This is a genomic window from Caballeronia sp. Lep1P3, from assembly GCF_022879595.1.
GTDB lineage: Bacteria > Pseudomonadota > Gammaproteobacteria > Burkholderiales > Burkholderiaceae > Caballeronia.
Genome location: NZ_CP084267.1, coordinates 531974 through 545269, shown reverse-complemented (window position 1 = coordinate 545269; position 13296 = coordinate 531974). Strand labels below are relative to the sequence as shown.

Here is a 13296-nt window from a genome sequence, read left to right as displayed (position 1 = left end):
TCACGCGCGCTATCGTGTGAACGGGCTTTCGTGCGCGTCCTGGCCGGACGACATGGCGATTCGCGCATCTTCGACACTCGATGCATCGATTGCGGAAGCCTCATCCGTGGCGACCATGCGATTGTGCATCGACTGGCTTTCCACCGCCTCCCTCTCCTTCAGTGAAATCATGTATTCGTAGAAACACTGAAGCATGGTGTAGTTGATGCCCGCGCGCCCGTCGAGGAATGACCTTCTTACGAAAAACATATAGCAAAACTTGATCAGCGGACGCAGTGGCATCCTATAGAAGAAGACTTTCTGATGCTTGCGCCGCAGATTGAAATCTGGATGAAACAGCGCGGTTCTGAAGGATGCATCGGCAGTGCCTTTCATCTGCGCCGCCTCCATCGACGAATAGACATTGTGCTTCGTGAGCCAGTGCGACATGCCCTTAGAGAAGGGATAATGATCGAGGAATCCCTCGACAGGCGCGATATCACCGTCGACGATCATGACCTCGTTGACTTCCCGTTCGTATCTGACCCGTGAATGCCTGACAAGCCGGATGAAATACGGAGAAATCTGCGCGTGCCTGAGCCAGCGGGACATATAGAAGTCGCGCCTGCGTAACCGCCCGGCCGATACCTCCTCGCTTGCCTCATCGATGAACCGGTAAATGGACGACGTCAGACGTTCGGTCGGACGTTCGTCCGCGTCCAGAATAAGCAGCCATTCGTATTTGAACGGTATATTTCGCAACCCGAAGTTTCTCTGCGATGCAAACCCGTCGAATGGTCTGACGCAAACCTGGGCTCCCATCGATATGGCGATCTGCACCGTCTGATCCTCACTCCCGGAATCGAGAATCCAGACGTCGTCGCACCAGTCCACACTCTGCAGGCAGGCGGGCAAATCCGCTTCTTCGTTCTTCGTGAGGACGAGTACAGATGCGTTGCAGGACATGGCATCGACCTATCGTGTGTTCGGGAACGAGACGAATGACGACGGCGGGTTCATGCCGCCGGAAGTGCCACCTCGTCGAGTCCGCCTAGCAGCGCGAGATAATTCCGCGCGACATGCCTGACGTGGAACCGCTCATTGAAGCACCGCTCCGCCGCGCATCTCATGGCGGACTGTTCAGCGGCCGGCATCTCGGCCCAACGGCGCAGGAGCCGGGTGATGCCCGGTTGCGTGTCGTCATCGGCGAGGCCGGCGCCATCCGCGACGACTTGCTGCCACACGCCCACCTTGTTCGAGAGAAGCGTCGGAACGCCGCACGCGAGCGCTTCCGCGACGACCATCCCGAAGTTCTCGTGATGTGAAGGGAGGATGAGCACATCCGCCGCCCGGAGCAGCGACCACTTGTCCGCGCCCCGGACCATTCCGGCCCAAGTGATCGCGTCCGCGATGCCGAGCGCCGCCGCCTCGCTTCTCAGTTTCGACTCGAGTCCGTTGTCGTCCGGACCCGCTACTACCAACTGATAGTCGTGCCCACTCGCGCGCAGTTCGCGGAAGGAGCGGATCAGCAGATCGCATCCTTTCACTTCATGGATTCGGCCGAGAAAGAGAATGATCCTTCGGCTTTCGACGGTCCGCGCCGAGCGCCATTGTTCGACATCGAAGTGCTGTATGGGTGGCGGGGGCGCCGTGCCGGGAATCGCGAGCGCCTCGGCCGCCCGGTACAGCGGATAGGTCACACGCGCCAGTTCCCGTTCGCTTTGGGCCGAGAAGCCCCGGCGGGCACCCAAATTCCTCCGGGGATGGGCGCTTCAAATTCCTCCACCCCGCGCCCCCGGTTGAGTAGCCGGTAGCGACATCGCAGGACGTTTATTTTCTTCTCCTTCAGGCATGAAGGAGACCGAGAGGTGAACGTCTTGAAGCAGCATCTCCAAGCCACGATATTCACGCTGCTCGAACGCGGGGCAAGTCAGCGCAAGATCCACGAGGTCACGGGGATCGACCGCAAGACGATCCGCCGCTATCAGTCGATCTTTGAATCGCAGCGAGTCACGGGCGACGCAAATTCCTCCACCCCCGCGCCCGCCGGCATGGCGGAGCCGGTGGGCGCGCAAATTCCTCCACCGCAAACTCCTTCACTTTCGCGCCCGCCGGCTTCTCGGATCGTCGCACCGGTCAAACCGTTCAATTTCGCCCGTTCCGCCAGCGAACCCTATCGCGAGTGGATTGAGCAGCAGATACGCTTGAAGCGCAATGCCCAAGCGATTTACCAGGATCTGGTCGACCAGTTCGGCTTTACTGCGAGCTACGACAGCGTCAAACGCTTTGTGCGCGCCCTCCGGCACGTCGATCCCGAGCAGTTTGACCGCCTCGAGTTTGCTCCGGCTGAGGAAGCTCAAGTCGATTATGGTGAGGGCGCGCCGACGCGTGATCCGAGGACGGGCCGGTATCGGCGCCCGCGCTTGTTCGTCATGACGCTACGCTATTCGCGGCGCAGCTTCCGGCAAGTGGTCTGGAAGTCGAGCAAGCAGGTTTGGGCGCAACTACATGAGGACGCCTTCCGGTACTTCGGTGGCAGCGTGAGTTACGTCGTCCTCGATAACCTCCGGGAAGGTGTCATCACCCCCGACCTATATGAGCCGGAGCTGAACCGGCTCTATGCGGCCCCCGGCGTCAGACTAGTTGTCGCCTCTGAACTTTCTTATCGAGAAGAGTCAGAGGTACAGGGTGAAGGCGAAACAAACGTATTCTGTTGAATTTAAGGAACAGGCGCTGTCGAAGGTCCTGCAGCGCGGCCCCCGAACGGTTGGAGCAGTGGCCGACGAATTGAACGTGAACGTACTGACGTTAAGGAAGTGGATGAGAGGCGCCGCCGCCGCGAAGCGGAGCTCGGGCTCCGAACACGCAAGACGTCCGGAAGACTGGTCGCTGGAAGAACGGCTGATGGCCTTGCAGGAGAGCCACGGGTTGGTCGACGAAGCGTTGAACAGCTGGTGTCGCGAGCGCGGCCTGTTCGCACATCATCTCGCGCAGTGGCGAGCGGATTTTTGCACGGTCGGTGGAACCGGTAGTCGGCGCGAGAGCGCCACGGAAGTCCGGGATCTGAAGCAGGCCAATTTCGAGCTGCAGCGCGAACTCAAACGCAAGGAGAAGGCGCTGGCTGAAGCTGCGGCGCTGTTGGTGCTGCAAAAAAAGCACCGTGCGCTGTTCGGGGGCGAGGCCGAATGACGGTCCCTGAAGAGCGCAAGGCATTGATCGACCTGATCAGCGAGGCGACCCTGGCCGGGGCTCGCCAGGCGCGTGCGTGCAGCATTCTAGGGCTCAGTGCTCGAACGGTTCAGCGCTGGCAGCGCGGCGAACCTGACGCGGTGGACGGGCGCTCGTTACGGCATCACGCGCCGCGTCACAAGCTCTCTGCCGACGAACGCGCCGAGCTTCTGGCGATCGCGAACTCGCCCGAATTCGGTCATCTGCCGCCAAGCCAGATCGTGCCTCGACTGGCAGACCAGCAACGCTATATCGCCTCCGAATCGACGTTCTACCGGGTCCTGAAGGCCGAGAAGCAACTCGCACACCGGCGCAGCGAACGGCCGGCACAGGCACGCAGCAAACCCCGTTCGGTTTGCGCCGATGCACCGAACCAATTGTATAGCTGGGACATCACGTATCTGCCGACCACGGTTCGTGGGCAGTACTTCTACTTGTATCTGTTTCTCGACGTGTTCAGTCGCAAAATTGTCGGCTGGCAGGTGTATGCCGAGGAAAGCAGCGTGCTGGCCAGCGAAGTCCTCAAGGACCTCTGCGCGCGCGAAGCGATACAGCCCGCCCAGGTGATTTTGCATTCGGACAACGGCGGCCCGATGAAAGGCGCGACGATGCTTGCCACCCTTCAGGCGCTGGGCGTCATGCCGTCGCTGAGTCGCCCGGGCGTGAGCAACGACAACCCTTACTCCGAGTCGTTGTTCAAGACCCTAAAGTATCGACCTGCTTATCCGCTCAAGGCATTCGATACCCTGTTTGCCGCGCGCACGTGGGTGGGCGCACTGGTGCGCTGGTACAACGAGGAGCATCGTCACAGCGCGATCCGGTTCGTCACGCCGGCGCAGCGTCATGCCAACCTCGATCAGGACATTCTGGATCGACGCGCGGCGCTCTACGAGTACGCCCGGCAACGCAATCCGCTTCGGTGGAAAGGCCCAACGCGCAACTGGCAACGCGTCGATGCTGTGCACCTGAACCCGGATCGAATCGATAACCAGGGCGGTACCCCACGACGCCCTAACCAGGAGAGAAAGGCAGCCTGAAATTATTCGTTGAGGCGACAACTAGCTTGAAAATTTCCGTGCGGCGATGCTTGAGCATTACGGCGTCGTGGCCGACCCTGCTCGCGTACGAGACCCGAATCGAAAGGGCACCGTAGAGAACGCGATCCAACACACGCAGAACACCGCGCTCACCGGCCGGCGTTTCGAATCACTCGAAGCTCAGAACGAATTCCTTATGCATTGGGAGGAGAACTGGGCAGCCAGGCGCATCCACGGCAGAGCGCGGCGGCAGGTCGAAGCGATGTTCCAGGAGGAGAAGCCACATCTGCGGCCGCTGCCGGCCACCGCGTTCCGCTACTTCACCGAAGTCGTACGCACCGTCTGGGACGACACCACAGTAAGTATCGAGCGCAGCAACTATGCGGCGCGCCCTGCGCCCATCGGCAGCCTCGTCAGCGTGCGCATCTACGACACCACGATTGAGATCCGCGACCGGCGCACTCAGGAGTTGCTGCGCACCCATCCACGCCACACGCAGCCCGGTTCACTCGAATTGCCCGAGAGCGAGCGACCGTTCAATCCGTCGCGCCAGACGAGCCTGGCGCTCGCTAGCGCCGGCGACATCGGCCCACAAACGAAGGCACTTTGCCAGCATCTGTTCGACGCCGAAGGACGCGTCGGACATCGCGGCATGTGGGGCATCGTCGCGCTGGCGAAGAAGTATCCCGCCTGGCTCGTCGAGCAAGCCTGCGACCACGCGCTGCATCATCACCTGTATCGCTACCGGCAGGTGCGCACCGTTGTCGAACGGCTGTTCGAACAGGCACTTGAGCGCCTCGATCGGGCGCCCCAACTCGCCTTGCCGCTCACCCAGGAGCACCCGTTGATCCGGCCCGCAACCGAATACAGCGAGCTCTTCGACGCCGGCGCGCAGCACAGCGCCACATCTCGATCCTCCACGACGGGAGAAACCGTATGACCACCACCTTACCGGACATCGAACGCGCGCTAAGGCTATTGCGTCTGTCAGGCGTACGCGACACGCTCGAGACACGCGTGCTGCAGGCCCAAGGGAGCCAGCAACCATTTCTGGAGACCTTCGCGCTGATTCTGCAGGACGAACTCGACCGGCGACAGTCGCGCCTCATCGAGCGTCGCTACCAGCAATCGGGTCTCGAGGAGAGGCTTACCCTGACGGAATTCGACTGGTCGTTCAATCCAAAGCTGCCTCGCCAAGCCTGCTTCCAGCTACACGCACTGAAGTTCATCGCCGCTGGCGAAAACGGTTTAATTGTCGGCAAGCCTGGCACCGGCAAGTCGCACGTGGCGAAGGCCGTCGCATATCAGGCCGTCCTCCACGGGCACAAGGTGCAGTATCTCGAGACCGATGACTTCTTCAACCGTTATGCGCTGAGTGCGCAGGAACAACGGCAGGCGCGGCTGCGTGCCATTCTCGATTGCGACCTGCTCGTGCTCGACGACCTGTTCCTCTCACGTACGATCCCCGACGACGCCGGCGCACTATTGCAGACCCTGATCCATCAGCGCTACAAGTTGCGTCGAAGCGTGGTGGTCACCTCCAATCGCGTCGTACAGGACTGGGGCGCCTATCTTGGCGACAACACGATGAGCACCACGATCCTTGACCGCCTTATGCATCATTGCCACCTCCTCGAATTCAATGGTCGCAGCTACAGGCTCAAGGAAGCTGCCGAGGCGCTTGCGCAGAAAACGAAAGAAGGCTAAAACTCGACGACGTCCTGCGTTACGGGGTGGGGGAATTTGGGCGCCCATAAGTGGAGGAATTTGAACTGCCCGTCCGGGCGAGAAGAGCACAGCCTTCGCGCCGCCGACGATATGCCGCTCGATGAGCACCCAGTACACGAGCTTCTTCACATGCCTGAATCCATGCGGATCATTGCTGCATGGACCGAGCATCCCGTGCGGCACGACGTAGTACGGAACGTTGCGCAGGCGCAAGGCAAACAACACGGCGGCGCTATGGAATTGCCACAGTCCATCAAGGACGATCGCGTCGTATTCGCTGACGTGATGCTTGAGCCATCGCACGAGTTCGAGGTTGAATCGGTACCTGCCCAGACGGTGTCCGAGCCGGATCACTCGCGCAAAGGCCGCGTCGTCTTCATCGACATCTGCGGGATCGTCCAGACACACCACATCGATGACATGGCCAGCGTTGCGCAGTTCTCCCGCGAGTCGCTTGAGGACTTCCGGCGGTCCGCCGTATTGTCTCTGAACCGATGAAATGATGTGAAGTGTTCTCAATCGAACGTTCTCCCTGCTTCGCCTGAATGCTTCGTTATCCTTCTCTCATCTGTAAAAGCCACGATAGTGTTCGCTTCACGCGCTTACATGCGGTTGGCGGAAAGCATCAAGCTTCTGGCCGAACACATTCGTTCGCGTGTCGATTGACACAGCGCATGGCGAGCAGGAGCAGCATCATTGTGGGATTCGCACCGCCTCCCGTCGGCAGAACGGACGTGGCGAGCAATTGCACGTTGGCAACACCAAAGAGATTGAGATCTTTATCGACCACGCCCTCCGCCGGGGTCGCGCCCATGCGGGTCGATCCGGTCGGATGAAAGATTCCTTCCGAGTCATCGAGGCTGTTCCAGATGCGCTCACGTTCGAGAGGCTTCCACGCGCCCATCCGCGCGAAGGAGGTCGTCTCCCATGTCTTCCTGAAGAGGTCCGAAGTCTGAACGACGTTCCGCTTGTCCGTCTCGGTCACCGACCATGTGATTTCCGCAAGCGGCAGCCCGAACCGGTCGCACCGTGTCTGACTGAGTTCGATGCGGTTATCGCAAGTCGAAACTTGTTCGACGACTGCATGTACGATGAGCCGCGAATGAGCCGGGAAAAGCAGACGTTTGTTGATGAGACGCCACCAGACTGCGCGCGTGAGCCACGGCGCATTGGCGATCAGGTCGCAGACCACGCGCGGTTGCGGCAGGCGGCGCTTTTGCACACTCTGGAGCACGGCGCGCACGACATCGAAACCACCCGGCTTCTCTATCTTGAAGCCGATATGACAGAAGCCCGGAGGAACCGCTTGGCGCGCAGGCGACTGCGGCGCCAGTTCGAAGCGGATGTTGCGCATCGAACCCGCCGCGCTGAATCGAAAGCCGACGATCTTGTTCAGCACGTCATGCCTGGAAGGAACGATCTCCGCCACTTCCGCAGAGATATGATCCGCGAAGTAACGGCCAAGCGCCGGCGTCACGGCCGAAACCGCACCGCCGTTTTGCCGGTCGATCAGTAACGCCAGCCGCGTCGTTTCGATCGCCCCCGCCGCGACGATGAGTCTCCCGCCTTCGACTGTCAAGCGGTCGCCGTTTGGCGAAACGGCTTCCAGATGAACGCGCGCGGCATCAGTCCTGATTTGCACGACATGGGCGTTGAGCCATACGTGTAGGTTGCCCGCCGCGGCAAGTTCGGCGCTCAGCAGCGCGGCGACATTGCGCTTTGTGAATCTCGGCCATTTCGCGAGACGATTCACATGCGTCTCGCCGAGATCGAACGGAAAAGACTGATCCGAATACGGGCCGGAGTCGAGGGAAAAAAGACGCTCGACATCGGAGATGAACGGCGTCAGTTCATCGAGTTCGATGGGCCATCTTGCATTGCTGAGGTCCGAATGCTGGAACGGAATCAGCGCGCCGCCCCAGCGCATCGAGGTGCCACCCAGGCATCGGAAGCGCCCATGCGACGCGCCTTTGTACGCCATGCCGAGTTGCACGACTTCGTTGAGCGGATGCGTGTCCTGCTGCTGGCGCAGCCCGCCCGTTTCGAGGCAGATGACGGTCTTTCCGGTCTTGCGCGCAAGCAGCACGCTCGTGGGCAACCCGACTGTACCCGCGCCTATCACGATGAAATCCGCCTCGAGCGACACCTTTCCTTTACCGTTCAGATCACGAAGCATGAGTGCGCTCATCGACAAGGCGTGCGTATTGGGATAAGCGCGATGGCTGTGTCGTGCTGACGATGATGGCGCCATCGGCATTGCGCTCGAGCGCCTGGCGCAGCACTTCCGACACCGGCAGCGGCGACCCTGCCCTGCGGGACGCGGAAACATAACCGTAAGTGATTTGAAACGGCTTTCGATAACGCGTAAGGATGTCGGCTTCACGCGTGTCCAGGCTGTCGTGAACCTGAATAAAGCGAGTGAGTTGGGAGCCGGCCGCGAGAAACGGCTCCGCCTTCTCGCGAGTGAGCGCGAGTCCGAACGTGCGCACTTTGCCCGCGTGAATAAGGCTTTCCAGCCATCGCAACCACTCGTCGGTGTCGATCAGCTTAAGGTCCGGATCATGCAGCGTATAGATGTCGATGACATCGCGACCGAGACGGCGCAGGCTGCCTTCGAAGGTTCGTTGCGCGCGGCTCAGCGAGAAGTCCACCTGAGGCCGGGAGACCGCTCGCAGCAATCGACCGCTTGCCTTGCGCATGAAATCGGCGGCGGCGCTTTGCTCTTCGCCGCCGGGCGAGTAAAGGCCTACCTTGGTCGTCACCGTGACGTCCGGGCGCTGTTTCAGCACGCAGCTCAGGTCGCGCTCGGCGAGGCCGAAGCCATAGTAAGGTGCGGTATCGAAATGAGTGAAGCCGGCATCGGCGGCAGAAAACAGCAGCCGCCGCCTCGTTTTCTCGGAGCCGCTGTTGAACAGCCCGGCGGTACCGAAGACAAATCGCGAGACCACGACTGGCGTTCCGGTCAGTAGGACGGTGCGCACGGCAAGCTCTCGCTAGAGGTTCACGACGCGCGGCCGTGCGCCAGATCCGTTCGAGTGCATGCACACCGTCTCGTATGACTCGAGTATCGCCTTCAAATCCTTCAGCGGCACCGCAGCGGATTGCATGCGCAGCATGTCGGCGCGTTCGACGAGCATCCTCACGCGTTCGAACGCCTCATTAGAATCATATTGCCGACTCGTCCTTTCAGGCATGTCGATGTTCCTCGCGATTGGAGTTTGGCTTGACAGCATCGGCGTCGTCGGCGCGTTCATCCGGCGATGGTTGCGGACCGAAGAGCATAGAGGTGATGGCATGTTCGAGCGCGTTCGCGGACAGCATATCGCGCGTCACGGCCATCGCCTTCTCGATCTTCTGTCGCTTGACCGCGTAAAGGTGTGGTGCGTCGGACAGCGCATCCTGAATCGATTCGACGCGAGGCGCAACGAAGTGCACCGCTTCTATCACATCGTGCAAGCTCATCGGCGGGAGATCGGTGGATATCACGAGCCGGCCTGACGCGACATACTCAACGACCTTGAACGGAAAGACCCCGTTGCCCATCTTTTCGATGGACGCGTGCACATTGACAAGAACGTCGCACTCCGCGATCAGATCGAACAGCGTCGCATCGTCCACCTGTCCATGAAAGCGCACATCGCCGGATAATCGACTGACTTCTGCGAATGCATCGGCGAGCGGGCCGTTGCCGCAGACGTGGAAGAGAAAGCGTCCGCTCGATCGTTTCACGAGTTCGAGCACGAGATCAGCGCCTTTCTCAGGCCACAAGCCGCCGAAATAGCCTACGACCGTTCGCCCGGAATCGGGCTTCTGGAATGGCTGACGTCCCGCGCAGGCGGCGACCAGTTCATTGGAGACCACGCCCGGGCACGGCAACACTGGACGGCCGCTACGCTCATGCTCGCGAGCCGCGACATGATCGTTCACCGCCAGGCACACCGAAGGCGGCGGAAGCAGATAACGCCAGGCGAGAAAGTCGATCAGCGGTTTTGGATGCAAGGAACGACGCGCTAGCATCCAGTCATCGAACTGGAAGATGAGTCGCGCGCCGAAATCGCGCGTCAGTGCGCGCGCAAGCATCACCTCGAACGCGTAAGCGTTATAGATCCATACTGCGTCTGGCCGGCCAAACTGCGCTACTTCACGACTCACTGCATCGACTTCGAGCAGGTTCAGAAACTTACCGAGGATGCGCACGGGATAGCGACGGAGTGCAATTTCGCGAATTCGTACATTGCCGACCGTGCATTTGCGAACTTCACGCGGCACCCACTTCGTACTCTCATGCAGCGTGTTCACGAGCACGACGTTGCTCGTCATGCGCGCGGCCATCGCCAGAAAGAACTCGATCTTGCGCGTGGCGCCGAGGTTCCGATTGCTCCCGCGCCTCGCGGCGCTGTACGGTGCAATGAACACGATCATGCCGGCTCCTCGAAAGAGTCTGTACCGCCTTTGATCTGAACTCCCCTTCGCTCGCACTATTCATGGTGTTGCAGCGCGCGATATCCGGCCAGCGTCACAAGCGCATCCCGTTTGGCAAGCTGATAATCCGCCAGCACCATTTCCCTGACTAGTGCGTTGAAGCTGATCGACGGTGTCCAGCCGAGCTTGACATGCGCCTTGGACGGATCGCCCAGCAACGTCTCCACTTCGGTCGGACGGTAATAGCGCGGATCGACCCGCACGATGACCGTTCCCGGCGCGATGCGGTGCTGACTGTCATGAACACGATGCACGATCCCGACCTCGTTCGCGCCGCTGCCTTCGAAGCGCACTTCGATGCCCAGTTCGATCGCGGCGCGCTGAACGAACTCCCGCACGCTGTATTGGACGCCGGTCGCAATGACGAAGTCTTCGGGTTTCTCCTGCTGAGTAAGCGACTCGGCTGGGCCAGTTCCTCATTCGCGCGCGCGTGAGGCATGATGGTGCTGTCGTGGTGGAATTCGTATAGATCACGGGGATCGTGCCCATGATCGGCAATCGGAAATTTTCAAGCTAGTTGTCGCCTCAACGAATAAATATCAGGCGGCTTTTCTCTCCTGCTTGCGACGTTGTAGTGTGACGCCCGGGTTATCGATGCGATCGGGATTCAGATGCACGGTGTCAACGCGCTGCCAGTTGCGGGTGGGGCCTTTCCATCGGAGCGGATTGCGCTGCCTTGCCGCCTGGTAAAGCGCAGTGCGTCGAAGCAAAATGTCCTGATCGAGGTTGGCATGACGCTGCGCCGGCGTCACGAACCGGATCGCGCTGTGTCGATGCTCCTCGTTGTACCAGCGCACCAGCGCGCCCACCCAGGTGCGCGCGGCGAACAGGGTATCGAACGCCTTGAGAGGATAGGCAGGCCGGTACTTCAGGGTCTTGAAAAGCGACTCGGAATAGGGGTTGTCGTTGCTCACGCCGGGGCGACTGAGCGACGGCATGACGCCCAGCGCCTGGAGGGTAGCGAGCATCGTCGCGCCTTTCATCGGGCCGCCGTTATCGGAGTGCAGGATCACCTGTTCGGGCTGTATCGATTCGCGTGCGCAAAGGTCTCTGAGGACTTCGCTGGCCAGCGCGCTGCTTTCCTCGGCATAGACCTGCCAGCCGACAATCTTTCGGCTGAAGACATCGAGAAACAGATACAGATAAAAAAACTGTAAGCGCGAATTAACACGCACCACGGCGGACCACTGAATAATCTGCGCTCGATCACGTTGACGCGGATTCGTCGTTCCGCTTCGTGAAGTTGAATGGGAGCAGGTCCCGGATATCGGCATCCGCTGAGCGCTGCGGCAGCTCGGTCAGCACGCGCAGCAGATAGGCATACGGCTCGACTCCGCATGCACGGCACGTCAGCATCAAGCTGTAGATGATCGCACTGGCCTTCGCGCCAGCGACTGTGTCGCTGAACAGCCATGCCTTTCTTCCGGTCGTAAATGGGCGGATGTCGCGCTCGAGCAGATTGTTGTCGATGGGTGAGACCCCATCATCGACATAGCGTCGCAGGTATGCCCACTGATTGCGTGTGTAGCTGATAGCCTTGCCGGTCAGACTTTCAGGCAGCACTTGCGACGCCTGTTCATCGAGCCAGATTTTGAACGCCTCCAGCAGAGGCACGCTGTGCGCCTGGCGCAACTCATACGTGTGCTCGGCACGGCTTCGACCTTCGGGCAGTACGCCGCGTGCGAGGGTCTCAACCTGGTAAAGCGCCTTGAAGTATTCGAGCGCCTTGCGTGCGCGGCCGTCGGGTTTCCTGTGAGCCTTGTACGCCTCATCAAACCCGCGGCGCGCGTGAGCCATGCATCCGAGATGGGTCACACCTTCCAGCGTGCGCCACGCACTGTACCCGTCGGTCATCAGCGTTCCGGCGTAGCCGCCCAGAAAGGCCTGCGGATATTGCTGCCCGCGTCCTGGCTGATATTCGAACAGCACGACCGGTTCGGTACTGTCTTTGGCGCTGCGATACACCCACATGTACGACTTGCTCTGCGCTGTCTTGCCGTCTTCCTTGAGCACCTGCACTGTCGTCTCGTCGCCATGAAGCAGGGACTGCGCAAGCAGTGTTCTGCGCATCGCTTCATACAGACGGGACAGGTGCAGCTCGGCGGGACGGATAATCCAGTGTGCCAGCGTACCGCGACTGACCGCAATGTTCGAGCGAGTCAGCGCCTCTTCCATGCGATACAGCGGTGTGCCGTCCGCGTATTTGGCCGTCATCACCGTAGCGATCATTGCCGGGCTCGCGTTGCTTCCTGGCAGCGGCTGCGTCGGCATGGAAGCGATCACAACCGGCGTATGTTCGGCGTGGCGCTCGCAATGGCGACACGCATATTTGAAGCGCACGTGTTGCAATACCGATGCCTTGAGCTCGATATGCAACTGCTCACAGGTCTGCTCGCCCATCCGGTGCATCGCGCCCTTGCAGCACGGGCAGACCTTTTGGTCTTCGGGCAGGTCGTATTCGATACGGGTGCGGGGCAGATCGGCGGGCAGTGGTTTGCGACCGCGCTTCTGATGGGGTGGAGCATCCACGGCAGGCAGGCTGGTGGCGGGCAACGCGAAGACACCGTCCGGATCGTCTTCGACAGGTTCCACCGCGGCGACCTGCTCGGCTTCGTCGAACACGCGATCCTTGAGCTTCTCGCTGCTCGGCGCGAAGCGCTTGAGTTGCGCGAGGCGAAACAGCTCCTCGAGTTGCTCGACGCGTGCCTTCAAGTCCCGGTTGCTTGCCTCGAGCTCGCGGATGTAGGCGAGCACTTCGGGCGGCAGACCGGCGGTGGAATCGGGGGCTGACATGACCCTTACCTTAGCGAAATCGCCGGGCGCGTGGGTTTACGGAAGTTGT

Annotated in this window: 9 protein-coding genes and 5 pseudogenes; 4 read left to right on the top strand and 10 right to left on the bottom strand. The window is 60.6% G+C overall.

Translation table 11 applies throughout. The features are described 5' to 3' along the window. Positions 1-9 precede the first annotated feature (9 nt). Positions 10-945, bottom strand: coding sequence for a glycosyltransferase family 2 protein (locus LDZ27_RS23080; protein ID WP_244817437.1), 936 nt, complete (start codon positions 943-945; stop codon positions 10-12). Between the two features lie 50 nt (positions 946-995). Next, positions 996-1679, bottom strand: coding sequence for a glycosyltransferase (locus LDZ27_RS23075; protein WP_244817436.1), 684 nt, complete (start codon positions 1677-1679; stop codon positions 996-998). Between the two features lie 132 nt (positions 1680-1811). Between LDZ27_RS23075 and LDZ27_RS23070 the strand changes: the two are divergent. The 4 genes and pseudogenes from LDZ27_RS23070 to istB all read left to right on the top strand — a co-directional run. Then, positions 1812-2606: pseudogene (locus tag LDZ27_RS23070) on the top strand (IS21 family transposase); the annotation flags it as partial. 61 nt (positions 2607-2667) lie between these two features. Beyond that, positions 2668-4244 (top strand): IS3 family transposase gene (locus LDZ27_RS23065; RefSeq protein ID WP_244814132.1). Its coding sequence is split into 2 segments (ribosomal slippage): positions 2668-3136 and positions 3136-4244, totalling 1578 coding nucleotides; the frame shifts between segments, so codons are not numbered across the junction. A 40-nt stretch (positions 4245-4284) separates the two neighbouring features. Continuing rightward, positions 4285-5184 (top strand): annotated as a pseudogene (locus LDZ27_RS23060) (IS21 family transposase); the annotation flags it as partial. Next, on the top strand, positions 5181-5951 hold the full coding sequence (gene istB / locus LDZ27_RS23055) for an IS21-like element helper ATPase IstB (RefSeq protein WP_244815404.1): 771 nt from the start codon (positions 5181-5183) through the stop codon (positions 5949-5951). The pseudogene LDZ27_RS23060 and the gene istB, both read left to right, overlap by 4 nt. Positions 5952-6095: 144 nt before the next feature. On the opposite strand, the pseudogene LDZ27_RS29090 reads toward istB, so the two are convergent. The 8 genes and pseudogenes from LDZ27_RS29090 to LDZ27_RS23015 form a co-directional block, all read right to left on the bottom strand. Beyond that, positions 6096-6491: pseudogene (locus LDZ27_RS29090) on the bottom strand (glycosyltransferase); the annotation flags it as partial. 106 nt (positions 6492-6597) lie between these two features. Continuing rightward, positions 6598-8148, bottom strand: coding sequence for a GMC oxidoreductase (locus LDZ27_RS23045; protein WP_244817434.1), 1551 nt, complete (start codon positions 8146-8148; stop codon positions 6598-6600). Continuing rightward, positions 8138-8953 (bottom strand): aldo/keto reductase, encoded by an 816-nt coding sequence (locus LDZ27_RS23040; protein ID WP_244817433.1) that lies wholly within the window; start codon positions 8951-8953, stop codon positions 8138-8140. The genes LDZ27_RS23045 and LDZ27_RS23040 overlap by 11 nt, the downstream gene beginning before the upstream one ends. A gap of 12 nt (positions 8954-8965) precedes the next feature. Then, positions 8966-9109: a hypothetical protein gene (locus LDZ27_RS23035; RefSeq protein ID WP_244817432.1), complete on the bottom strand. Its 144-nt coding sequence runs from the start codon at positions 9107-9109 to the stop codon at positions 8966-8968. A 49-nt stretch (positions 9110-9158) separates the two neighbouring features. Further along, positions 9159-10394 carry a glycosyltransferase gene (locus LDZ27_RS23030; RefSeq protein ID WP_244817431.1) on the bottom strand — a complete coding sequence of 412 codons (1236 nt, stop codon included), beginning with the start codon at positions 10392-10394 and terminating at the stop codon, positions 9159-9161. A gap of 56 nt (positions 10395-10450) precedes the next feature. Then, positions 10451-10849: pseudogene (locus LDZ27_RS23025) on the bottom strand (GDP-mannose 4,6-dehydratase); the annotation flags it as partial. Between the two features lie 144 nt (positions 10850-10993). Next, positions 10994-11605, bottom strand: a pseudogene (locus tag LDZ27_RS23020) (transposase); the annotation flags it as partial. A gap of 55 nt (positions 11606-11660) precedes the next feature. Beyond that, a complete protein-coding gene (locus LDZ27_RS23015) occupies positions 11661-13247 on the bottom strand; it encodes an IS66 family transposase (RefSeq protein WP_244817430.1) in 1587 nt (528 codons plus the stop codon). Positions 13248-13296: the final 49 nt, after the last annotated feature.

Bases quoted from the DNA above. Each gene is read 5' to 3' on its own strand.
- LDZ27_RS23035 (WP_244817432.1), bottom strand. From the start codon at position 9,109: ATGCTCGTCGAACGCGCCGACATGCTGCGCATGCAATCCGCTGCGGTG.
- LDZ27_RS23080 (WP_244817437.1), bottom strand. From the start codon at position 945: ATGTCCTGCAACGCATCTGTACTCGTCCTCACGAAGAACGAAGAAGCG.
- LDZ27_RS23045 (WP_244817434.1), bottom strand. From the start codon at position 8,148: ATGCTTCGTGATCTGAACGGTAAAGGAAAGGTGTCGCTCGAGGCGGAT.
- LDZ27_RS23015 (WP_244817430.1), bottom strand. From the start codon at position 13,247: ATGTCAGCCCCCGATTCCACCGCCGGTCTGCCGCCCGAAGTGCTCGCC.
- LDZ27_RS23030 (WP_244817431.1), bottom strand. From the start codon at position 10,394: ATGATCGTGTTCATTGCACCGTACAGCGCCGCGAGGCGCGGGAGCAAT.
- istB (WP_244815404.1), top strand. From the start codon at position 5,181: ATGACCACCACCTTACCGGACATCGAACGCGCGCTAAGGCTATTGCGT.